Below are 22945 nucleotides of genomic sequence, written 5' to 3' on the forward strand. Positions count from 1 at the left end.
ACCTCCAGCGGCCCATCAGACCTCCCGCGCGGCGGCGAGCAGCCGCGCGACTCCGGCGGCGCGGTCGGTCAGGTGCAGCCGTACGGTGGGACGCCCGCGGCTGGCCAGCGCGCCCTGGTCTCCCAGCGCCTGGGCGAGCTGGAGGCGGCCCAGCGTGTAGGGCTTGCCGGGGACCTCGAGGTCGTTCTCGACGGCCCCGGTGATCTGCAGGAACACCCCGTTCTGCGGGCCGCCCTTGTGGTACTGGCCGGTGGAGTGCAGGAAGCGGGGGCCCCAGCCGAAGGTGACCGGGCGTTCGGTGCGGATCGCGAGCATCCCGCGCAGCGTGGCCGGGTCGGCCCCGCTCCACACGTCCGTCATCTCCTCGAACGAGGCGCCGTCGGGGTACGGGGCGTCGAAGGCCGCCTCGCGGTCGAGGTAGGCCATCACCGCGAGGTAACCGCGGTCGGGGATCGACTCCAGCAGCCGGGTGAGCACGTCCGACAGGTCCTTGACGTCCTCGGAGCCGGGGAACTCGCCGTACACCTCCACCGGGCCGTCGACCAGGAGCGGCGTGCCGACCGGCAGCTCGGCCCGGTCCAGCAGCTTGGCGGTGTTCTCCTTGGACTCGGCCACGTTCGGCTGGTTGAACGGGTCGATGCCGAGGACGCGGCCCGCGACGGCCGTGGCGTACTCCCAGACGAGGAACTGCGCGCCCAGCGGGCCGACGACGGTCACGGTGGCGTCGGTGTCGATCCCGGCGAGCAGCTCGTCGTCGGCGTCACCCGGGTCGGCGCCCACGACGGGCAGGATGCCCTTGCCGGACTTGCCGGTGGACTCGGCGACCAGCTGCTCGATCCAGTCGGGCAGGCCGTTGATCTCCGACAGGCTGTCCTCGATCACGAGCTTGTCGCGCCCGGCCGCCGCGGCGGCGCCCAGGGCGGCGCCGAGGTCGAGGCCGGGGTTGCCCTCGGTCCGCGACAGCAGCGGCGCCACCTCGGCCGCGTCGTCGAGCAGCCGCTCGACGTCGGCGCCCGCCAGCGCGCTGGGCACCAGGCCGAACGCGGTCAGGGCGCTGTAGCGGCCGCCCACGTTCGGGTCGGCCAGGATCACCTGGTAGCCCGCCTCGCGAGCGCTCAGCTCCAGGGGCGAGCCGGGGTCGGTGACGACGACGATCCTGCTCGCCGGGTCGATCCCGGCGTCGCGGAAGGCCTTCTCGTAGATCCGCCGGTGGCTGTCGGTCTCGACCGTGCCGCCGCTCTTGCTGGCGACGACCAGGATCGTGCTCTCCAGCCGGTCCTCCAGCGCGCGGCGCACCTGGCCGGGGTCGGTGGTGTCGAGCACGGTCAGGGGCACGTCGGCGGAGGCGGTGATGACCTCGGGGGCGAGGGAGGAGCCGCCCATGCCCGCCAGGACCACGTGGTCCAGGCCCTCGGCACGAGCCCGCTCCACCAGCGCGCCGATCTCGGGAAGCAGTTGCCTGCTCGTCGCCGGGAGGTCGAGCCAGCCGAGACGGACGGCCGCCTCGGCCTGGGCCTCCTGGCCCCACAGCGTGGAGTCGCCGGAGGCCAGGGCCCGGGGGACCCCCTCGGCGACGAGCTGCCCGGCGGTCTCCCCGGCCTGCTCGGTGAGGTCGTCGTCGCCGAACGTCACAGACACTGACATGTGTTCCTCACGCCTTCTTCAGCTCGGAGGAGACGGTCTCCAGCAGCTCTTTCCAGGAGGCCTCGAACTTGTCCAGGCCGTCCTCCTCCAGGAACCGCACGACGTCGTCGTAGTCGATGCCGGCCTCCTTGAGCGCGGCCATGGTGTTCCAGGCCTCCTCGTAGGAGGAGCGGACCGTGTCGCCGGTGATGCCGCCGTGGTCGGCCGTCGCGTCGAGGGTCTTCTCCGGCATCGTGTTGACCGTGCCGGAGGTGACCAGCTGGTCGACGTAGAGGGTGTCGGGGTAGTCGGGGTTCTTCGTGCCGGTGGAGGCCCACAGCGGGCGCTGCGGCCGGGCGCCGGCCGCGGCCAGCGCCTGCCAGCGCGAGGACTCGACGACCTCCTCGAAGGCGGCGAAGGCCAGGCGGGCGTTGGCGACGGCGGCCTTGCCCCTCAGCGCGAGGGCCTCGGGGGTGCCGATCTTGTCCAGGCGCTTGTCGATCTCGCCGTCCACCCGGCTGACGAAGAACGAGGCGACCGACTCGATGGCCGACAGGTCGAGGCCGTTGGCCTTCGCCTGCTCCAGGCCGGTCAGCCAGGCGTCCATCACGGCGCGGTAGCGCTCCAGGGAGAAGATCAGCGTGACGTTGACGCTGATGCCCTCGGAGATCGCCTGGGTGATCGCGGGCAGGCCCTCGACGGTGGCGGGGATCTTGATGAACAGGTTGGGCCGGTCGACCAGCCACCACAGCGCGCGCGCCTCGGCGACGGTCTTGTCGGTCTCCCTGGACAGGCGAGGGTCGACCTCGATCGACACCCGGCCGTCCACCTGGCCGGTGGCGTCGTAGACCGGCCTCAGCACGTCGGCGGCCCAGCGGATGTCGTAGGTGGTGATGGCCCGCACGGCCTCCTCGACGTCGACGCCGCGGATCTTCAGGTCGTGCAGCTGGCCGTCGTAGGCGTCGCCCTTGCTCAGCGCCGACGCGAAGATCGTCGGGTTGGAGGTGACGCCGACGACGTGCTTGTCGCGGATCAGCGACTGCAGGTTGCCCGTACGCAGGCGCTCGCGGCTGATGTCGTCCAGCCAGATGGAGACGCCCTGCTCGGAGAGCTTCTTCAGGATCTCACTCATGATCAGTTTCCCGTCGTCTCGCCCTTGTCGGCTCCGGTCTTGGCGAGGCTCGCCTTGGCGGCGGCGGCCACGCGCTCGGCGGTCAGGCCGAACTGTTCGTAGAGGGTCTTGTAGGGGGCCGAGGCACCGAAGTGCTCCAGGCCGACCACCACACCCTCGTCTCCCACGAACTCCCGCCAGCCCAGCGAGATTCCCGCCTCCACCGCCACGCGGGCGCGCACCGAGGAGGGCACCACCGTCTGCCGGTAGGCCGCGTCCTGGGCCTGGAACCACTCCACGCACGGCATCGACACGACCCGGGTGGCGATGCCCTCCGCCTCCAGGATCTCGCGGGCGCCGAGGGCGATCTCGACCTCGGAGCCGGTACCGATCAGGACCACCGAGGGCTGCCCGTCGGAGGCGTCCCGCAGGACGTAGCCGCCGCGGGCGACCTTCTCCGCGTCGCCGGTGCCCTCGAAGACCGGCAGGTTCTGGCGGGTCAGCGCCAGCGCGGCCGGGCGGTCGTTGTGCTCCAGCACGACCTGCCAGGCGGCGGCCGTCTCGTTGGCGTCGGCCGGGCGGACCACGTCGAGGCCGGGGATGGCGCGCAGCGACCACAGGTGCTCGACGGGCTGGTGCGTCGGACCGTCCTCGCCCAGGCCGATGGAGTCGTGCGTCCACACGTAGGTGACCGGCAGCTTCATCAGCGCCGCCAGCCGCACGGCCGGGCGCATGTAGTCGCTGAACACCAGGAACGTGCCGCCGTACGGGCGGGTGCCGCCGTGCAGCGCGATGCCGTTGAGGATCGCCCCCATGCCGTGCTCGCGGATGCCGAAGTGCAGCGTGCGGCCGTAGGGGCCGCCGGGGAACGCCTTGGTCTGGAACTCCTCGGGGATGAAGGACGGCTCGCCCTTCATCGTGGTGTTGTTGGACTCGGCCAGGTCGGCCGAGCCGCCCCACAGCTCGGGCAGCACCGGCGCGAGGGCGCTGAGCACCTCGCCGGAGGCCTTGCGGGTGGCGACGGAGGAGCCGATCTCGAAGGACGGCAGCGCCTCGGTCCAGTCCGCCGGTAGCTTTCGCGCGGAGATGCGGTCGAACTCGGCGGCGCGCTCGGGGTTGGCCTCGCGCCAGCTCTCGTAGAGCTTGTCCCACTCGGCGCGCACGGCCCGGCCGCGCTTGACGACCTCGCGGGCGTGCTCCAGGACCTCGGCGGGGACGTCGAAGTTCTTCTGCGGGTCGAAGCCCATGACCTTCTTGGTCGCGGCGACCTCGTCGGCGCCCAGCGCCGAGCCGTGGATCTTGCCGGTGTTCTTCTTGTTGGGGGCGGGCCAGCCGATGATCGTGCGCAGCCGGATGAAGGAGGGCCTGCCGGTCTCGGCGCGGGCGGCCTCCAGGGCCTGGTGCAGCGCCTCGACGTCCTCGACGTAGTCGCCCGTCTGCGTCCAGTCGACGGTCTGGGTGTGCCAGCCGTACGCCTCGTAGCGCGCGACGACGTCCTCGCTCAGCGCGATCTGGGTGTCGTCCTCGATCGAGATGTGGTTGCTGTCGAAGACGACGGTGAGGTTGCCCAGCCGCTGGTGGGCCGCGAGGGCGCTCACCTCGTGGCTGATGCCCTCCTCGATGTCGCCCTCGGAGGCGATGCACCAGATGTTGTGGTCGAACGGGCTCGCGCCCGGGGCGGCGTCGGGGTCGAACAGGCCGCGCTCGCGGCGGGCGGCCATCGCCATGCCGACCGCGTTGCCGATCCCCTGGCCGAGCGGGCCGGTGGTGGTCTCGACGCCGACGGTGTGGCCGTGCTCGGGGTGGGCCGGGGTCAGGCTCTCCCACTGGCGCAGCCCCTTGAGGTCGTCCAGGCTGAGGCCGTACCCCGACAGGAAGAGCTGGATGTAGAGGGTCAGGCTGCTGTGACCCGCGGAAAGGACGAACCGGTCACGGCCCGCCCAGGAGGGATCTGACGGGTCATGCCGCATCACCTGCTGGAACAGCAGGTACGCGGCCGGCGCCAGGCTCATCGCGGTGCCGGGGTGACCCGATCCCGCCTTCTCTACCGCGTCCATGGCCAGGGCCCGTACGACGTCGACCGCGCGGCGGTCCAGGTCGCTCCATTCGAGGGCTGGCACGAGTTCACTGCTCAAGTGCTCGATCTCCGGATCTAATCGTCTGATTGGTGGCGCCGGTCTGGTATTTCCCGCCCACACCGGACCCTAACGGTTTCGACCTCGCCACCGTGGCGCAGGTCGACCCGGGGCGGGTCCGCGGGATCCGCAGGCGACGCGCCTCCCGGATGGGAGCCCCCTCGCGCCGCTTCCGCACCCCGTGCCGGGACCGGCCCCCCCTGCAACTACAGTGAGTCCTCAAGGCTGGCTGGTGCCCGCATTCACGGATCCGCTCTAATCAGAGGTTACGCGTTGACCCCGCACGTGCTGGAAGCGCCTTAGATGGTGCTCACCGACAAGCAATCGACGGCCCCGCCCGAGGGGGGCACGACGGTCCCCGAGGCCGCGCCGCGCTCCTTCGGCGACGTCGTGAAGGCGTACGTCGCCCTCACGAAGCCGCGGATCATCGAGCTGCTGCTGATCACGACGCTGCCGGTGATGTTCCTGGCGGCCAAGGGCCTGCCGCCGCTGTGGATCGCCGTCAACACGCTGGTGTTCGGCACCCTGTCGGCCGGCAGCGCGAACGCGCTGAACTGCTACATCGACCGTGACATCGACGCGGCCATGCGCCGCACCCGGCGCCGCCCGCTCGCCCGCGACCTGGTGCCGCCGACGAACGCGCTGATCTTCGGGATCATCCTCGGCGTGCTGTCCACTCTTGGACTCGGCTTGACGGTGAATTGGCTCGCCGCGGGCCTGTCGCTGGGCGCGAACCTGTTCTATGTGCTCGTCTACTCGATGATCCTCAAGCGGCGGACCTCGCAGAACGTGGTGTGGGGCGGCATCGCCGGCTGCATGCCGGTGCTGATCGGCTGGGCGGGCGTCACCGGCAGCCTCGACTGGGCCCCCGTGGTGCTCTTCGGCGTGGTGTTCTTCTGGACGCCCCCGCACACCTGGACCCTCGCGATGCGCTACAAGGAGGACTACGCGGCGGCGAAGGTCCCGATGCTCCCGGTGGTGGCCACCGAGCGCCGCGTGGTGCTGGAGAGCATCGTCTACACCTGGGCCACGGTGTTCTGCTCGCTGCTGCTGTGGCCGATCGCCGGGACCACGCTCCTCTACCCCGCCGTGGCCGCCGTCCTGGGCGCGGCCTGCCTGTGGGAGGTCCACCGCCTCCTCGGCCGGGTCAACGCGGGCAAGACCGGTGTCGATCTGCGCCCGATGCGCTTCTTCCACTGGTCCAATGCCTACCTGGCACTGCTGTTCCTGGCCGTCGCCATCGACTCGATGTTCGTCTGATGTCCGCCTGACGCTCATCTGACATCCGTCTGAGTCATCTCACACGTACGTTCTCCTCCGGTGCGCCCGTTTCCGCGCCCCGGCCACGGGGGAGACGTCTCCCGGGGGGAAGACGTTTTCTTGACCGGCCCGGGGCGGGCCTGGTCGTGGGGAGGGTGATTCGTGGTCTTCGGGAAACCCTGGGAGCCGGATTCCGGCTCCGGCCGCGGCGACGGCCCATCACTCGGTACGCTCTCGGGATTCGCGGCGGCCGGACGGTTTCGCCGGATTCGCAGGGGCCGTAGGGTCGCCGGTGGGGCGTGGCCGTGCTCCGACGGCGGGGGGCGGTCCGGTATCAGCGCGGGGTTCGTCAACCTTCGGGCGGTAATCTCTCGGTTTGAGCCGTGGGGCGGGCACCAGCGGTTACGGTGGCCACATGGCCGGCCATGACCCCCGCTGGGTGCTCAGGGACCGTCCGTCGGTCACGCTGATCGTCGGGCTCGTCCTGGCGGGACTGTGCGCCCTGGTGTCGTTCTCCTTCGACGTGCTGAACGGCGACCCGGTCTACTTCTTCATCGCCCTGGGTCTCGCGCTGGCACCCGTCCCGGTGCTGCTGGCCGCGGTGCTGGCGCTCGACCGCATCGAGCCCGAGCCGCGCGCCAACCTGCTCTTCGCGTTCGCCTGGGGCGCGGGCGTGGCGGTCCTGGTCGCCGGGGTGATCAACTCCTTCAACCTGCTCTACATCGAGAACACCGTCCAGCTGGGCTACGACTACGCGCGCAACCTCACCGCCACGTTCGGCGCCCCGGTGGTCGAGGAGACGATGAAGGGCCTGGTCCTGCTGGGCCTGCTCAGGTTCAAGCGCGCCGAGCTGGACGGGCCCACCGACGGCATCATCTACGCCAGCATGGTCGGCCTCGGCTTCGCCATGAGCGAGAACGTCAGCTACTACGTGGCCGCGCTCGACGAGCTGGGCGCGCAGGGCCTGGCGGTGACCGTCGTGCTGCGCGGGATCCTCTCGCCGTTCGCGCACCCGCTGTTCACCTCCATGATCGGTGTCGCGGTGGCCTACGCGGCGCAGCGCCGGGGACCGGGGCGGATCTTCGTCATCGCCGCCGGGTGGATCGGCGCGATGCTGCTGCACGGCATCTGGAACGGCTTCGCCTCCTACGTCGGCATCGGCGGCCTGGCCATCGCCTACCTGCTGCTGATGGCCGTGCTGTTCGCGCTGATCTGGATCATCTTCCGCGACCGCAAGCGCATCATCGGGCTCATCCAGACCTACCTGCCCGCCTACTGGGCGACGGGCCTGGTCTCCTCGGGCGACGTGGCGATGCTCTCCTCCCTGCCCAGCCGCCGCCAGGCCCGGCAGTGGGCCAGGAAGCACGGCGGCAGGACGGCCCTGCGGGCGATGAGCGACTACCAGCTCGCGGCCACCGAGCTCGGCCTGCTCCACGAGCGGGCCAGGGGCCACGTGATCGACGAGCGCACGTTCAACGAGGAGCAGCGGGCGCTGCTGGAGTGCATGGCCGGTGCCCGCGCCCGGTTCCCCGCGTCGTCCGCGGCCGGGAGCGCCACGGCGGGCCACGCCTCCGGCGGCCCCGGCGGCGCGGGCGGTTCCCCCTATCCGCAGGGCGGCTCCGCCGGTCACCCCGGTCCCGGTCACCCGCCGCAGGGCGGGGCGTTCCGCCTGTAGGGCGTCCTGCCCGGGGTTCACCCCCGCCGGAGCGCGGTCTCCAAGGTGGTCTCGCGTGGCCCGGGGAACACGGGGGGCGAGTCGAGGAGCACGGAGTCGACGAGCCCTTTCGCCGAGGCGAGGAACTCACGGGCGGCGAGGCCGTAGGTGGACACCCACAGCTTGGACGAGTCGTCGCCCACGCCGAAGGTGTCCAGGCCCGCCGTGCGGCACAGGGTGACCGCCCTGGGCAGATGGAACACCTGGGTGACCACGGTGACCTTGGTGGCGCCGAACACGGTACGGGCCCGTACGCACGAGTCCCAGGTGTCGAAACCCGCGTAGTCCAGGACCAGCGCCCCGGCCGGTACGCCGCTCGCCAGCAGGTAGTCGCGCATCACGGTCGGCTCGTCGTACTCCCTGCGGCTGTTGTCGCCGGAGAGCAGGATCGCCTCGACCCTGCCCGCCCGGTAGAGCTGCGCGGAGATGTCCAGGCGTCTGGCCAGCATGGGGGAGGGGACGTCCCCGACGACGCCCGCCCCCAGCACCAGGGCCACCGGGGCCTCGGGAACCCCGGCCACCCAGCCGGGGGAGGAGTCGGCGACCGCCCGGTGGCCGGAGCTGGACAGCCAGGCCCAGGTGATCGGGGCGATGGCCAGGACGCTCAGCAGCACGACGCCCTGGTAGCAACGCCGCATGATCGTGCGTGACGACGACATCCGATCATTGTCCTGCCGCACCGGGACCGCGTCGAGTGCGGACGGCTTCCGGAGGCGTGCTGACGGGGGTTCAGACGCGGACGGCGTCGCGTTCGCCGGTGACCGCCTCCGGGACGTCGCGCGGCCCGCGCGGGCCGGTCGCGAACAGCACCCGCAGCGCGCAGAGCCAGACCAGGGTCGCGCCGAGCACGTGCAGGTTGACCAGGGCCGCGGGCACGCCCAGGAAGTACTGGACGTATCCGATGACCCCCTGCGCCGCCTCCACGGCCAGCAACGTCCACGCGGCCCGCCGGGCGTACCCGGGCGCGTCGGTGATGTGCAGCGCGAACGCCAGCGCGAAGGTGAGGCCGACCACCACGTAGGCGACGTCGGCGTGGATCCTCGCCACGGTCTCGATGTCGAAGCCGAACCGGGAGGCCATCTCGTCCCCGGAGTGCGGCCCGGTGCCGGTCACCACCACGCCCACGACGAGCAGGACGAACACGGCGGCGACGAGCGCGAAGGCGAGCGTGCGGACGTGGCGGTGGACCGGCTGCCGGGACACGCCCTCGCTCCGGCCCTGACCGGCACGGGCGTACAGCGCGTACGCCGCGGCGATCATGCCGATGGAGACCAGGAAGTGCACGCTCACGGTCACCGGGTTGAGCGCGCTGCGCACGACCAGGCCGCCCCATAGCCCCTGGAAGGCCACGCCGATCGGCTGCAGCCAGGCCAGCCTGACCAGGTCGGGGCGGCGGGCCGGCAGCCGCAGGGCGGCGATCAGGCAGGCCACGCCGACGGCCAGCACCAGGAAGGTCAGCATCCGGTTGCCGAACTCGATCGCCATGTTCACCGGGGAGATCTCGGCGTGGGCCACCGGGGTGAAGCTCTCCGGCGTGCACCGGGGCCAGGTGGGGCAGCCCAGGCCCGACCCGCTGACCCGTACCGCGGCGCCCGTCACCGTGATCCCGATGTTGACGACGACCGCCGCCAGCGCCCAGCGGCGCAGCGTGAGGAGGGTCGGCGGCCCCACGATCCGCGCCGACTTCGCGGCATGCCTGCGGGTCCGGTCAAGGAGGTGGTTCACGGCTCACATGCTAGGTGGCGAGGTGCGCGGTCCCGCCGCGGACCCCGGGTACCGGCCGCCGGCGCGGGCCGCCGCGGGACGGCGTGCCGTACGGGCCGGTGGGTAGGGGTGCGCGTGGGCCGACGGCACGCCTGCGATGTCCGTTTTGGTGCATTGATCCGATAGAGGGTATGTGACATAGTACTGATGAGTCCGAGGCGCGGGAGCGAGGTGGGACATGCCGGACGTCGTGGTCATCGGCGCCGGAGTCGTCGGTGCCGCCTGCGCCTACTACGCCGCCCGCGCGGGACTGGACGTGGTGGTCGTCGACCGGGGTGCGGTGGCGGGCGGCACGACGGGTGCGGGTGAGGGCAACATCCTGGTCTCCGACAAGGAACCGGGACCCGAGCTCGACCTGGCGCTGCTCTCCAACCGGCTCTGGCGAGACCTGGCCGGGGCCGGCGGCGATGACGGTGCGAAGGGCGGAACGCAGGGCGAGCCCGCCGGGGGGCCCGGCGCCGGAGCCGGAGCGGGGCGCGCCGGAGGGCCCGCGACGGGCGGCGAGGGGCCCGAGACGGGCGGGGGGTTCGAGTTCGAGGCCAAGGGCGGCCTGGTGGTCGCCGAGACGGACGAGATCCTGGCGGCGCTCACCGGCCTGGCGGCGAAGCAGGGCGTCGAGCACGTCGCCGTCGCCCCGAAGGAACTCGGCGACTACGAGCCCCACCTGGCGAAAGGGCTCGCCGGAGGCGTGTTCTACCCGCAGGACGCCCAGGTCCAGCCCATGCTGGCGGCGGCCGGGCTCATCCGGAGGGGCGCCGAGCGGTTCGGCCGCGGTGCCCTGATGCTGCGGACCGGCGTCACGGTGACCGGCTTCGTCCGTTCCGGCGGCCGGGTCACCGGCGTCACCACCGACCACGGCGACATCCTCGCCGGAGCCGTCGTCAACGCCGCGGGCACCTGGGGCGGCGAGATCGCCGCGCTGGCCGGTGTGCGCGTCCCGATCCTGCCCAGGCGCGGCTTCATCCTGGTCACCGAGCCTCTCGCCGGGCCGCTCATCAGGCACAAGGTCTACACCGCCGCCTACGTCACCGCGGTGGCCAGCGACTCGGAGGGACTGGAGACGTCCGCCGTCGTGGAGAGCACCCCGTCAGGGCCGGTGCTCATCGGCGCCAGTCGCGAGCGGGTCGGCTTCGACCGCACGGTCTCCGTCCCGGTGCTCGAACGTCTCGCCCGTCAGGCCGTGGAGCTGTTCCCCGCCCTGGCGGCGTACCGGGCGATCCGCGCCTACTGTGGTTTCCGTCCCTACTGCCCGGACCACCTCCCGGTGATCGGGGAGGACCCCCGGGCACCCGGGCTCTACCACGCCTGCGGCCACGAGGGGGCGGGCATCGGCCTCGCCCCGGCCACCGGCCACCTGATCGCCCAGCTCCTGGCCGGTCTCCGCCCCGGCCTGGACCTCGCCCCCTTCCGCCCGGACCGCTTCGCCGAGGAGGCGTCGTGACCTTCTCCCGGAGCCGGAGGCAGAGTCGGAGCCGCGGCCGTGGTCCTTCCCGCGGAGGTGCCCGATGAGAGATCCGTACCGCCTGGTGAGGGCGCGGCCCGAGCCGGAGTTCGAGATCAGCGTGGACGGCACGCCCGTCCCGGTGGTCCCGGGCCAGACCGTCGGCGCCGCCATGCACGGCGCGGGCGTCCGTTCCTGGCGCACCACCAGGTTCGGCGGGCGCCCGCGCGGGCTGTTCTGCGGCATCGGGGTCTGCTTCGACTGCCTGGTCACGGTGAACGGCACCCCCTCCCTGCGCGCCTGCCTGACCGAGGCCCTCCCCGGAGACCTGGTGACCACCGGCGACGCCTCCGGTGACGAGGGCGACGAGGCGGAGGGGTGAGCGGCCGATGACGCGGATCCACGACCTCGCCGTCGTCGGCGCGGGCCCCGCGGGGGTCGCGGGCGCGCTCACCGCCGCCCTGTCCGGGCTGGACGTCGTGCTGATCGACGGGGCCGCCAGGCCGGGCGGCCAGTACTTCCGGCACCCCGCCGAGGGTTTCCGCGCCGCGCGGCCCGGCGCGCTCCACCACGGGCTCGACCGGTTCACCCGCCAGTGGGAGACGCTCGGCGAGCGCGCCGAGGTGCTCCTGCGCCACCGGGTCTGGGCGGTCGAGCGCGCGGACGGGGCGATCACCGTACGGTGCCTGGAGGGAGACCGTGAGGAGCGGCCCCGCGCGGTGACCGCGCGCGGGCTGCTGATCGCCACCGGCGCGCACGACCGGCCGCTGCCGTTCCCCGGCTGGGACCTGCCGGGGGTGCTCACCGCGGGCGGCGCGCAGGCGCTGCTCAAGGGCGACCTGGTCCTCGCGGGAAGCAGGATCGTGGTCGCCGGCACCGGCCCGTTCCTGCTCCCCGTCGCCGCGGGCCTGGCCGACGCGGGGGCCCGGGTGCTCGGCGTCCACGAGGCGAGCGGCGGGTTCGGGCTCGCCAGGCACCCGCTGCTCGCCGCGGGCCGGGCCGGGGAGGCCCTCGGGTACGGGGCGCGCCTGGCCCGCCACCGGATCCCGTACCACCGCCGCGAGGCGGTGGTCGCCGCGCACGGCGACACCGCGCTGACCCACGTCACCGTGGCGAGCCTGGACGGGGACTGGCGGCCGGTCTCGACGAGGACCGTCGAGTGCGACACCCTCGCCTTCGGCTACGGATTCGTCCCCCAGCTCGACCTGCCGGTCCAGCTGGACTGCGGCACCCGCCGCGACCCCGACGGCGGCCCGGTCGTCGCGGTGGACGCGGGCATGCGCACCAGCGTGCCCGGCGTCTACGCGGCGGGGGAGTCCACCGGCGTCGGCGGGGCCGCGCTCGCCGAGGTGGAGGGCCGCATCGCGGGCCGGTCCGCCGCCGCGGACCTGGGCCGCCCCGTGCCGCCCGACCCGGCCCTGTCCCGGCGCAGGAACCGGCTCGCCGCCTTCGCCCGCGCCCTGCAGGAGGCCTACCCGGTACGGCCGGGCTGGCGGGAGTGGCTGCGCGACGACACGCTCGTCTGCCGCTGCGAGGAGGTGCCCCTGTCGGCCGTACGGGAGGCCCGGGCCATGGGGGCCGTCGACGCGCGTTCCGTCAAGCTCCTGGCCCGCCCGGGGATGGGGTGGTGTCAGGGCAGGATGTGCGGTTACGCGGTCGCGTGCCTCGCCGGGGAGGATCCCGCGCCGGCCCGGCGCCCGATCGCCCAGCCCGTCAGACTCGGCGATCTCGCCGCGCGGCCACCGTCCTCCCCGGAACGGCGGGAGGACCGCCCGGCGACGGGACGGCCGGAAACCCTCCTGGACCTGGACCTCGACATGGAGCTGGACCTGGACCTGGGGCCGGACCCGGACCCGGACCCGGGTCGGCCGGAAAACCTCCCCTGAGCCGGGCGGGGCCCGAGCCTCACCCGCGCAGGGACCGTGCGGGATCTCCCACGGACCCGGACCGGCTGGAAAACCCTTCGGAAGGATGAACCATGACGACCCCCGTGAAGCCCTGGCACGGTGTGACCGTGGCCACCGCGCTGCCCCTGGGCGCGGATCTCTCCGTCGACCTGGACGGCTACGCCGAGCACTGCCGGTGGCTGGTCGCCTCCGGGTGCGACGGCGTCGTGCCGAACGGGTCGCTGGGCGAGTACCAGACGCTGACCCCCGAGGAGCGGGCCTCGGTCGTGGAGACCGCGGTCGCCGCCGTCGGCGGTGCCCGCGTCATGCCGGGGGTCGCCGCCTACGGCGCCCTGGAGGCCCGGCGCTGGGCCGAGCAGGCCGCCGAGGCCGGGTGCCGCGCGGTGATGCTGCTCCCGCCGAACGCCTACCGCGCCGACGACAGGACCGTGGTGGAGCACTACCGGGAGGTGGCCCGGGCCGGCCTGCCGGTGGTGGCCTACAACAACCCCTTCGACACCCGGGTGGACCTCACCCCCCGGTTGCTGGCCACCCTCCACGCCGAGGGGCTGATCGTCGGGGTCAAGGAGTTCAGCGGGGACGTCCGCCGCATCTACGAGATCGCCGAACTCGCCCCCGGGCTGGACGTGCTGGCCGGGGCCGACGACGTGCTGCTGGAGCTGGTCACCGCCGGGGCGGTCGGCTGGGTGGCCGGATTCCCCAACGCGCTGCCCGAGTCGACCGTGGCCCTGTACCGCGCGGCCGCCGCCGGGGACACGGCCACCGCGCTGCCGCTCTACCGCGCGCTGCACCCGCTGCTTCGCTGGGACTCCAGGCCGGTGTTCGTCCAGGCCATCAAGCTCTCCATGGACCTGGCCGGGCGCAACGGCGGCCCGTGCCGCCCGCCCAGGCTCGGCCTCGCCCCCGAGCAGGAGGCCGCCGTACGCGCCGCCACGGAGAAGGCCCTGGCCGAGGGCCTGCGGTAGATCCACCCCTTACCCTTCCCCGTGAGGAGAGTCGATGAGAACGAAGAGGGTCTTCCACGCGGTGGACTCCCACACCGAGGGCATGCCCACCCGGGTGATCACCGGGGGAGTGGGGGTCATCCCCGGCTCCACCATGGCCGAGCGGCGTGAGCACTTCATGGCCGAGATGGACCACGTCCGCACCCTGCTCATGTACGAGCCGCGCGGCCACTCGGCGATGAGCGGGGCCATCCTGCAACCGCCCACCCGGCCCGACGCCGACTACGGCGTGCTCTTCATCGAGGTCTCCGGCTGCCTGCCCATGTGCGGGCACGGCACCATCGGCGTCGCCACGGTCCTCGTCGAGACCGGGATGGTCGAGGTCGCCGAGCCGGTCACCACCATCCGGCTGGACACCCCCGCGGGCCTGGTCGTCGCCGAGGTCCGGGTCGAGGACGGCGCCGCCGCGGAGGTGACCATCACCAACGTGCCCTCCTTCAGCGCCGGGCTGGACCGCGTGGTCAAGGTTCCCGGGATCGGGGAGGTCGTCTACGACCTCGCCTACGGCGGCAACCACTACGCGATCCTGCCGATCGAGTCGGTGGGACTGCCGTTCGAGCGGTCGCACAAGCAGGCGATCCTCGACGCAGGTCTGGCGATCATGGGGGCGATCAACGAGCAGGACGAGCCCGTCCATCCGCTGGACCCCGGCATCCGGGGCTGCCACCACGTGCAGTTCACCGCGCCCGGTTCCGGCGCCCGGCACTCGCGGCACGCGATGGCGATCCATCCCGGCTGGTTCGACCGCTCGCCGTGCGGCACCGGTACCAGCGCCCGGATGGCCCAGCTGCACGCCAGGGGCGAGCTTCCGCTGGACACCGCCTTCGTGAACGAGTCGTTCATCGGTACCCGCTTCGTCGGGCGGCTCACGGAGGAGACGGAGGTGGGGGGCCTGCCCGCGGTGGTTCCGGCCATCACCGGGCGGGCGTGGGTCACCGGCACCGCCCAGTACTTCCTGGATCCCCGCGATCCGTTCCCCGGAGGTTTCCTCCTCTGACTGTCTCTGACCCTCTCTGACCTCTCTGACTCCGGCCGCCGGACAGCCGAACGCCGGGTTCGCGGTGGTCCGGCTCGCGGCCACCGGGCTTTCCGCGGTCCCGCCCTCCGGCGGTCCGGCTCGTGACGGCCCGGTTCACGGTGGTCCGGCTCGTGACGGCCCGGCTCGTGACGGCTCGCCAGGTCGCCGATCGTCCGGTTTCCGGCCGAGCGGACGGGACCGTTTCCCGCGCGGGCCCGCGACCGCAACCCCGGCGCGGGAAAACCCTCGGGGGAGGCCGGTCCCGTCGCCGTCCGCCCCTCTCCGAACTGCTCACACGCCGCCCTCCCCGGGGGGACCCCCGGTGGGCCGCGGCTCATGGGGAAACGGCGTCTTAACGCTAACGGTCTTGTTTCGGCCCTTGACGTGCACCGGCGTTGCACGTGCAATATCACACATCATCGGACGTGAGGAGCCGCACATGCGTGCCACCCCCCTGAAGTGCTTCACCTCGCTGGCCGTTCTCGGTCTCATGGTCACCGGATGTGGCCAGGGACTGCTCGGTGACGGCGGCGGGGGCCAGACGGCCGCCGCGAAGGACGAGCCGATCGTCCTCGGCATGCTGATCCCGCAGTCGGGCAGCGAGGCCGCCATAGGTCCCTACATGAGCAACGCGGCGCAGCTCGCGATCGACGAGATCAACGCCAAGGGCGGCGTGCTCGGCCGCAAGCTGGAGCTGAGGACCGCCGACGACGCCTGCGACGCCCAGTCCGCGGCGGCGGGCGCCAACAAGCTGGTCACCGAGGGGGTCGACGTCTCCGTGGGCGGCTACTGCTCCGGGGCGACGCTACCCACCCTGCCGATCTTCGGTAAGGCCGGAATCCCGATGATCATCCCGGCCGCCAACTCCCAGGAACTGGTCGACCAGAAGCTCAAGCACGTCTTCCTGATCAACGGCACGGGCTCCCAGCAGGCCGCGGCCGCCGAGAAGTGGATCGCCAAGCAGGGGGCCAAGAGCGTCGCGCTGATGCACGACAACACCAGTTACTCCAAGGACATCGCGCTGCGCACCCAGGCCCTCCTGGAGGCCCCCGACGGGGCCGAGGCCGCGATCACCGAGGCGGTCACCCCGAAGGAGAGCGACTACAGCGCCAACATCACCAACGTGCTGGCCAAGAAGCCCGACTTCGTCTACTGGACCGGTTACTTCCAGGAGGGCGGCCTGATCGCGCGCCAGCTACGGCAGGCCGGGTACAAGGGCTCCATCATGGTCGGCGACGGCTCGGTCTCCCCCAAGCTGATCGAGATCGCCGGGGACGAGGTCGCCGAGGGCCTCTACGCCACGATGACCCAGACCCCCGACACCCTCGAGGGCGCCGAGGGCTGGATCGAGGCGTACAAGAAGAAGTACTCCTCCGAGCCGGGCCCGTACTCCAACCAGGCCTACGACGCCGTCCGGCTCGCCGCCGAGGCGGTCACCAAGGCGGGCGCCACCGACGGCGACAAGGTCATCGCGGCGCTCGAGGCGATCGACGGCTTCTCGATGTTCTCCGGGCCGCTGAAGTTCACCCCCGAGCACACCCTGGCCAACGGCGGCTTCCAGATCCTCGTCGTCAAGGGCGACAAGTTCGCCCTGCAGGACGCCCTCCAGTGACGCAGCTCGTCTGGAACGGATTGTTCGTCGGCTCGTTCTACGCTCTGGTGGCCCTGGGCTACAGCATGGTCTACGGGATCATCAAGCTGCTCAACTTCGCCCACGGCGACCTGTACATGCTGGGCGCGTTCGCCGGCTTCGCCATCCTCGGCGCGGTCGGCGGCGTGTCCTCCGCGATGGCCCTGCCGCTGCTGCTCGCGGTGCTCCTGGCGACCATGGCCGTCACCGGCCTGGCCGGGGTGGCGCTGGAGCGGATCGCCTACCGGCCGCTGCGCCGCGCCCCGCGGCTGTCCCTGCTGATCACCGCGGTCGGGGCCTCCTTCGCCCTGGAGTACGGCATGCGCGCGGTGGCCGGGGCCGATCCGCGCGTCTACCCGGTGCGGCTGGGCGGCACCTCGCTGGAGATCCTCGGGGCCCGGCTCACCGTGCAGCAGGTCGTCCTGGTCGGCGTGGCGGTGCTCCTCATGGCCGGGCTCAACCTGCTGGTCACCCGCACCCGTGAGGGCCGGGCCATGCGGGCCATCGCGCTTGACCCGCGCACCAGCGCGCTGATGGGCATCGACGTCAACGCGGTGATCTCCCGCACCTTCTTCATCGGCTCGGCGCTGGCGGGGGCCGCGGGCGTGATGGCCGGGGCCTACTACGGGAAGATCGACTTCATGATGGGCTTCCTGATCGGGCTCAAGGCCTTCACGGCGGCCGTCATCGGCGGCATCGGCAACATCCCCGGCACGATGCTCGGCGGCCTGCTGCTCGGGCTGCTGGAGTCGTTCGGCACGTTCTGGCTGGGCGGTGAGTGGCGCGACGTGTTCGCCTTCGGGGTGCTGATCCTGTTTTTGACGGTGCGGCCCACCGGCCTGCTTGGCGAGCGCGTCACGGAGCGCGTGTGAACGAGACCACCGAGCCCACCGGGCCGACCGGGCCTGCCGGAGCCGCCGGCACCGGCACCGGCACCGGCACCGGCACCAAGGTCCGCCGCCGCGGCACCGGCAGGCCCCCCAGCCGGGCGTCGAGGCTGCTGCAGAACCGCTGGGCCGGGATCGCCGGGCTGCTGATCGCGCTGCTGGCCCCCTTCGTCAACGCCACGCCGTACGCGCTGTCGGTCATGACCAGCGCGGCCATCGCCGTGATGCTCGCCGCCGGGCTGAACATCGTGGTCGGCTACTGCGGCCTGCTCGACCTGGGCTACGTCGCCTTCTTCGCGGTCGGCGCCTACACCAGCGGCGTGCTGGCCACCCGCTTCGACCTGCCGCTGCTCGCCACGGTGCCCGCCGTGCTCGTGGTCACGGTCGTCGCCGGGATCGTCATCGGCGCGCCCACCCTGCGCCTGCGCAGCGACTACCTCGCCATCGTGACCCTCGGCTTCGGGGAGATCATCCGGATCACCGCCAACAACCTGGACGTCACCGGCGGCCCCTCCGGCATCTACGGCATCCCGCACCTGGTCGAGCACCCCGCGGCCTTCTACTACGTCACCGTGGCCGTCGTCTCGCTGGCCGTCCTCGGCGCGGCGCGGCTGGGCCGTTCCCGCCTGGGCCGGGCCTGGCGCTTCGTCCGGGAGGACGAGGACGCCGCCGAGGCGATGGGCGTGCACACCTACCGGGTCAAGCTCGCCGCCTACATCGCCGGGGCGGTCTGGGGCGGCCTGGCCGGGGTGCTGTTCGCCGCGCAGCTGTCGGCCATCTCGCCGGGCAGCTTCACCTTCCTGTCGTCGGCGCTGGTGCTCATGGCCGTGGTCCTCGGCGGGATGGGCTCGGTGCCGGGCGTCGTCGTCGGCGCCATCGTGATCAGCATCCTGCCGGAGATCCTGCGCGACCTCGCCGACTACCGGTTCTTCCTGTTCGGCGTGCTGCTCATCGTCTTCATGCTCCTGCGACCGCAGGGGATCTGGCCGGCTCGTTCCAAGGAGGTCCCGTGAGCCTGCTGAGCGTGGCCGACCTGCGCCTGACCTTCGGCGGGCTGGTGGCCATCGACGGCCTGTCGTTCTCGGTGGACGAGGCGGAGATCGTCTCGGTGATCGGGCCCAACGGAGCGGGCAAGACGTCGGCCTTCAACTGCGTCACCGGCTTCTACCGGCCGACCTCCGGCCGGATCACCCTGCGCGGCAGGGACCTGCCGGGGATGCGGCCCTCGGCCATCGCGGGCCTGGGGGTCGCGCGGACCTTCCAGAACCTGCGGCTGTTCGGCGAGCTGTCGGTCCTGGACAACGTGCGCGCCGGATCGCACCTGTGGCTGCGCCAGAGCGTCCTGGACGCCCTGCTGCACACCCCGCGCTACCGGCGCTCCGAGCGCGAGTGCACCGAGCAGGCCCATCACTGGCTGGACTTCGTCGGCCTGCGCGGCGACCGGTACGGGCAGGCGCGCAACCTCCCCTACGGCGAGCAGCGCCGCACGGAGATCGCCCGTGCCCTGGCCCGCCGCCCCGACCTGCTGCTGCTGGACGAGCCCGCGGCCGGGCTCAACCACGGCGAGAAGGCCGAGATGCTCGACCTGATCCGGCGCATCCAGGCGCTGGGGGTGGCCATCGTGCTCATCGAGCACGACATGGGCCTGGTCATGGAGGTCTCCGAGCGCGTGGTCGTGCTCAACTTCGGCAGGGAGATCGCCGACGGCCGTCCCGAGGACGTCCGGCGCGACCCGGCCGTCATCGAGGCCTACCTCGGTGGCGACCCCGCCGCCGCGAGGGAGGAGGCCGACGGGACCGCGACGGCGGGGAAGGGCGGCGCAGGGGAAGGCGGCCCGGGCGAGGAGGCCGCGGTGGAAGACGGCGAAAGGCAGGACGGCGGCACCGGGAAAACCGGAGAGGCCGGAAAAGGGGCCGCGGGGAAAGACGGCGCGGCCGGGGGAGACGCCAATGCTTGACATCGACGGGCTGGACGTCCACTACGGCGGCGTACACGCCCTGCGAGGCCTGTCCCTCGGCGTCGCCGAGGGGGAGATCGTCGCCCTGCTCGGCAACAACGGCGCGGGCAAGACCACCACGCTGTCGGCGGTCTCGGGGCTGCTGCGGCCCTCCGGCGGCAAGGTGGTCTTCGACGGGAAGACGATCACCAGGGAGAAGCCGCACCGGATCACCGCGCGCGGCCTGGTTCACGTCCCGGAGGGCCGCAGGATCTTCAGCACGCTCAGCGTGCACGAGAACCTCCAGCTGGGCGGCTACCTGGTCCGCGACCAGGCGGAGATCCGCGCGCGGATCGAACGCGTCTACGAGCTGCTGCCCCGCCTGGCGGAGCGGCGCGCCCAGCAGGGCGGCACGCTGTCGGGCGGCGAGCAGCAGATGCTCGCCATCGGCAGGGCGCTGGTCACCGGGCCCCGGCTGCTGCTGCTCGACGAGCCGTCCATGGGCCTGGCGCCCCTGGTGGTCGCCTCGGTCATGGAGCTCATCGCGGGGATCAACGCCCAGGGCACCTCGGTGCTGCTCGTCGAGCAGAACGCCGTGGCCGCCCTGGGGATCGCGCACCGCGGCTACGTGATCGAGAACGGCGAGTGCGTCCTCGACGGGCCCGCCGCCGAGCTCCGCCGGGACGCCCGGGTGGTCGAGGCCTACCTCGGCGGGGTCCGGGGGAGCGAGGGGGGATGACCGGCGGACCCGCCACCGGCGTCGTGCCCTCCGGATCGGCCCCCGGGTGTTCGGGGACGCACGCATGGCCTGGGAGGATGTGGGAATGGCGGGTTCCGCCGATCAGGCGCGGACGCGAGCGACACGAGAGGCTCCGGTATGGCTCCTAGGGCGGACGGCCGGCTCGACCTGCCGGCCGTGAGCGAGCGGCAGAGCCTGCGTGAGCAGGTGGCCCACGCGCTCAGGGCGGCCCTGATCACCGGTGAGATGAGGCCCGGCATGGTCTACTCGGCCCCGGTCCTCGCCGCCCAGTTCGGGGTCTCGGCGACCCCGGTGCGCGAGGCCATGCTCGACCTGGCCAAGGAGGGCCTGGTCGAGGCGGTGCGCAACAAGGGCTTCCGGGTCACCGAGCTGTCCGACCGGGACCTGGACGAGCTGACCGAGATCCGCAGGCTCATCGAGGTGCCCACGGTGGCGCAACTGGCCGACGCCGGGCGCGCGCCGAGCTTCGAGACGCTGCGCCCGCTGGCCCAGGCGATCGTGGACGCCGCCGAGCGCGGCGACCTGCTCGCGTACGTCGACGCCGACATCCGCTTCCACCTGGACCTGCTCGCCCTGGCGGGCAACTCCCACCTCGTGGAGGTGGTCCGCGACCTGCGCAACCGGGCCCGCCTGTACGGCCTGTCCTCCCTGCACCGGCGGGGCACCCTCGCCGACTCCGCCCGCGAGCACCTCACCCTGCTCGCGCTGCTCTCCGAGGGGGACGCGAGCGGTGCCGAGCGGCTGATGCGCGCCCACATCCGGCACGTCCGCGGCATCTGGGCCAGCCGGCCCGAGTAGCGGCGGCTCGGAGGGCGGGCCGGCGGGTGCCCCGCGAGCGCCGGGCCGGGCCGGCGGGGACGGTCCGTGGTGCCGCGGGTGGCGCCCGGCGGGGGGCGGGGTCAGCCGCTGCCGCGGGTGGCGCCCACGCTGGCGATGACCACGCAGCCGATGGCGGCCCACTCCCGCACGTGGAGCACCTCGCCCAGCACCACCAGCCCGACCAGCGCCGCCATCGCGGGCTCCACGCTCATCAGGATGCCGAAGACCCGCTTGGGCATCCGGCGCAGTGCCTCCAGCTCGATCGAGTAGGGGATGACCGACGACAGCAGGCCCACCCCGAGCCCGATCAGCAGGAGCTCGGGCTGGAGCAGGTCGGTGCCGCCCGAGGTGATCCCGACGGGGGCGACCAGCACGCAGGAGACGATCATCGCCAGGGAGAGGCCGGTCGTGCCGGGGAAGCGCCGGCCGACCGAGGCGGACAGCAGGATGTAACCGGCCCAGCAGGCCGCCGCCACCAGGGCGAAGGCGATCCCGGCCCAGCTGATCCTGGACGCCCCCGTGCCCCACGGGGCCAGCAGCACCACGCCCGACCCGGCGAGCGCGACCCAGAGCAGGTCGAGGCGGCGGCGTGAGGCGGCCACCGCGACGCCGAGCGGGCCGAGGAACTCGATCGCCACCGCGATGCCCATCGGCAGCCGGGCCAGCGCCTCGTAGAACGACAGGTTCATCACGCCCAGCGTCACGCCGAACGCCACCCCCGCCCCGACGTCCGCCCTGGACAGCCCGCGCAGCCTGGGGCGGGCGACCGCGCCCATGATCAGCGCGCCCGTCGCGATCCGCAGGAACACCACGGCGCTCGGTGGCAGCTGGGCGAACAGATCCTTGGCGAAACCCGCGCCCACCTGTACCGACAGGATGGCCAGCAGCACCAGCCCGGACGGCGGGACGGCGTCGGAGGCCGCCTTCAGCAGCGCTGCGGGTCTGGGCAGGCCCTGCTTGTACGGCTCGGCGGGCCCCTGCGCGGCTTCGGCGGTCACGGCTCTCCTCATGCCAGGTGCAAAGTGGTTTGTGACACCTTACTTATCGCGGCCCTCGTTTTCAGTGGCGTCCGCGATGCGAGACGTCCCGGAAGAGGTGGCGACCGCGGCGCCGGCCCGTGCCCTCACCGGCCACCGCGCCGTCCGGCCGGACGGTTCCGGCCGGGTCACTCCCAGCGGAACGTCCGGGAGGTCAGGAAGAGCGACACCGCCGCCCACGCCGCGAGGATCGCCGCGGCGGCGAGCGGCGGTCCCGCGCCGTCGCTCAGGACCGCGCGGAGCCCTCCGGTCAGCGCCGAGATCGGCAGCAGTTCCAGCACCGGCCGCACCGACTCGGGGAACCTGGCCAGCGGGAAGGCGACCCCGCCGCAGGCGAGCAGGAGCAGGTAGACGAGGTTCGCCGCGGCGAGCGTGGCCTCGGCGCGCAGCGTTCCCGCCATCAGCAGGCCGAGCCCGCTGAACGCGGCGGTGCCCAGCACGACCAGCAGCAGTGCCGCGAGCGGCGAGCCCGTGGGGCGCCAGCCCAGGGCGAGCGCCACCCCGCAGATGACCGCCACCTGGACGACCTCCACGGCGATCACCGCGAGCGTCTTGGACAGCATCAGCCCGGTCCGCGACAGCGGGGTCGCGCCCAGCCGCTTCAGCACGCCGTACCGGCGCTCGAAGCCCGTCGCGATGGCCTGCCCGGTGAAGGCGGTGGACATCACGGCCAGCGCGAGCACCCCGGGGGTCATGAAGTCGATCCGGGAACCGCCGCCCACGTCGATGATCGGGGCGGAGGAGAGGCCGACGAGCAGCAGCACCGGGATGATCATCGTGAGCAGCAGCTGCTCGCCGTTGCGGAGCATCGCCCGTATCTCCGCGCCCGTCTGGGCCGCCACCATCCGGCCCAGCGGCGCGGCTCCGGGAGCCGGCGTGAGGTCCAGGGTCGTCATGGG

Annotated in this window: 20 protein-coding genes; 13 read left to right on the forward strand and 7 right to left on the reverse strand. The window is 72.7% G+C overall.

All coding sequences use genetic code 11. From position 1 onward, the window contains the following. Positions 1-15: 15 nt before the first annotated feature. Genes ACTOQ1_RS10265 through tkt form a run of 3 tightly spaced genes read right to left on the reverse strand, consistent with a single transcriptional unit; the run spans position 16 to position 4791 of the window. Positions 16-1644: a glucose-6-phosphate isomerase gene (locus ACTOQ1_RS10265; RefSeq protein WP_440066031.1), complete on the reverse strand. Its 1629-nt coding sequence runs from the start codon at positions 1642-1644 to the stop codon at positions 16-18. 7 nt (positions 1645-1651) lie between these two features. Then, positions 1652-2755 (reverse strand): transaldolase, encoded by a 1104-nt coding sequence (gene tal / locus ACTOQ1_RS10270; RefSeq protein ID WP_440066032.1) that lies wholly within the window; start codon positions 2753-2755, stop codon positions 1652-1654. 2 nt (positions 2756-2757) lie between these two features. Beyond that, the gene (gene tkt / locus ACTOQ1_RS10275) at positions 2758-4791 is read right to left on the reverse strand and encodes a transketolase (RefSeq protein ID WP_440066537.1); all 2034 of its coding nucleotides are present in this window, start codon (positions 4789-4791) and stop codon (positions 2758-2760) included. 381 nt (positions 4792-5172) lie between these two features. On the opposite strand from tkt, the gene ACTOQ1_RS10280 reads away from it, so the two are divergent. Both ACTOQ1_RS10280 and ACTOQ1_RS10285 read left to right on the forward strand, forming a co-directional pair. Continuing rightward, positions 5173-6129: a heme o synthase gene (locus ACTOQ1_RS10280; protein ID WP_440066033.1), complete on the forward strand. Its 957-nt coding sequence runs from the start codon at positions 5173-5175 to the stop codon at positions 6127-6129. A gap of 415 nt (positions 6130-6544) precedes the next feature. Continuing rightward, a complete protein-coding gene (locus ACTOQ1_RS10285; RefSeq protein WP_440066034.1) occupies positions 6545-7804 on the forward strand; it encodes a PrsW family intramembrane metalloprotease in 1260 nt (419 codons plus the stop codon). Between the two features lie 17 nt (positions 7805-7821). On the opposite strand, the gene ACTOQ1_RS10290 is transcribed toward ACTOQ1_RS10285, so the two are convergent. Next, positions 7822-8502, reverse strand: a complete 681-nt coding sequence (locus tag ACTOQ1_RS10290; protein WP_440066035.1) for a SanA/YdcF family protein — start codon at positions 8500-8502, stop codon at positions 7822-7824. Between the two features lie 70 nt (positions 8503-8572). Beyond that, positions 8573-9568, reverse strand: a complete 996-nt coding sequence (locus ACTOQ1_RS10295; RefSeq protein WP_440066036.1) for a COX15/CtaA family protein — start codon at positions 9566-9568, stop codon at positions 8573-8575. 217 nt (positions 9569-9785) lie between these two features. Here ACTOQ1_RS10295 and ACTOQ1_RS10300 point away from each other — a divergent pair, with 217 nt between their 5' ends. The 11 genes from ACTOQ1_RS10300 to ACTOQ1_RS10350 all read left to right on the forward strand — a co-directional run bounded on the left by ACTOQ1_RS10300 (position 9786) and on the right by ACTOQ1_RS10350 (position 20988). Further along, the gene (locus ACTOQ1_RS10300; RefSeq protein WP_440066037.1) at positions 9786-11048 is read left to right on the forward strand and encodes an NAD(P)/FAD-dependent oxidoreductase; all 1263 of its coding nucleotides are present in this window, start codon (positions 9786-9788) and stop codon (positions 11046-11048) included. A gap of 64 nt (positions 11049-11112) precedes the next feature. Next, positions 11113-11430 carry a (2Fe-2S)-binding protein gene (locus ACTOQ1_RS10305; RefSeq protein ID WP_440066038.1) on the forward strand — a complete coding sequence of 106 codons (318 nt, stop codon included), beginning with the start codon at positions 11113-11115 and terminating at the stop codon, positions 11428-11430. A gap of 7 nt (positions 11431-11437) precedes the next feature. Further along, positions 11438-12934, forward strand: a complete 1497-nt coding sequence (locus tag ACTOQ1_RS10310) for an FAD-dependent oxidoreductase (protein ID WP_440066039.1) — start codon at positions 11438-11440, stop codon at positions 12932-12934. 92 nt (positions 12935-13026) lie between these two features. Further along, a complete protein-coding gene (locus tag ACTOQ1_RS10315; RefSeq protein ID WP_440066040.1) occupies positions 13027-13920 on the forward strand; it encodes a dihydrodipicolinate synthase family protein in 894 nt (297 codons plus the stop codon). A 34-nt stretch (positions 13921-13954) separates the two neighbouring features. Further along, the gene (locus tag ACTOQ1_RS10320; RefSeq protein ID WP_440066041.1) at positions 13955-14956 is read left to right on the forward strand and encodes a proline racemase family protein; all 1002 of its coding nucleotides are present in this window, start codon (positions 13955-13957) and stop codon (positions 14954-14956) included. Between the two features lie 460 nt (positions 14957-15416). Then, a complete protein-coding gene (locus ACTOQ1_RS10325; protein ID WP_440066042.1) occupies positions 15417-16589 on the forward strand; it encodes a branched-chain amino acid ABC transporter substrate-binding protein in 1173 nt (390 codons plus the stop codon). Further along, complete coding sequence (locus ACTOQ1_RS10330) at positions 16586-17479, forward strand: branched-chain amino acid ABC transporter permease (RefSeq protein WP_386157454.1); 894 nt, start codon at positions 16586-16588, stop codon at positions 17477-17479. The genes ACTOQ1_RS10325 and ACTOQ1_RS10330 overlap by 4 nt, the downstream gene beginning before the upstream one ends. After that, positions 17476-18507, forward strand: coding sequence for a branched-chain amino acid ABC transporter permease (locus ACTOQ1_RS10335; RefSeq protein WP_440066043.1), 1032 nt, complete (start codon positions 17476-17478; stop codon positions 18505-18507). The genes ACTOQ1_RS10330 and ACTOQ1_RS10335 overlap by 4 nt, the downstream gene beginning before the upstream one ends. Continuing rightward, positions 18504-19451: an ABC transporter ATP-binding protein gene (locus ACTOQ1_RS10340; protein WP_440066044.1), complete on the forward strand. Its 948-nt coding sequence runs from the start codon at positions 18504-18506 to the stop codon at positions 19449-19451. Before ACTOQ1_RS10335 ends, ACTOQ1_RS10340 begins: the two co-directional genes overlap by 4 nt. Further along, positions 19444-20169 (forward strand): ABC transporter ATP-binding protein, encoded by a 726-nt coding sequence (locus ACTOQ1_RS10345; RefSeq protein WP_440066045.1) that lies wholly within the window; start codon positions 19444-19446, stop codon positions 20167-20169. The genes ACTOQ1_RS10340 and ACTOQ1_RS10345 overlap by 8 nt, the downstream gene beginning before the upstream one ends. A gap of 138 nt (positions 20170-20307) precedes the next feature. Next, on the forward strand, positions 20308-20988 hold the full coding sequence (locus ACTOQ1_RS10350) for a GntR family transcriptional regulator (protein WP_362685797.1): 681 nt from the start codon (positions 20308-20310) through the stop codon (positions 20986-20988). A 101-nt stretch (positions 20989-21089) separates the two neighbouring features. On the opposite strand, the gene ACTOQ1_RS10355 is transcribed toward ACTOQ1_RS10350, so the two are convergent. Next, positions 21090-22007, reverse strand: a complete 918-nt coding sequence (locus tag ACTOQ1_RS10355) for an EamA family transporter (protein WP_440066046.1) — start codon at positions 22005-22007, stop codon at positions 21090-21092. A gap of 167 nt (positions 22008-22174) precedes the next feature. Continuing rightward, positions 22175-22942 (reverse strand): ABC transporter permease, encoded by a 768-nt coding sequence (locus ACTOQ1_RS10360; protein WP_440066047.1) that lies wholly within the window; start codon positions 22940-22942, stop codon positions 22175-22177. Between the last annotated feature and the right edge of the window lie 3 nt (positions 22943-22945).

Origin of the sequence: Streptosporangium sp. OZ121 (assembly GCF_051918885.1) — a bacterium.
Taxonomy (GTDB): Bacteria; Actinomycetota; Actinomycetes; order Streptosporangiales; family Streptosporangiaceae; genus Streptosporangium.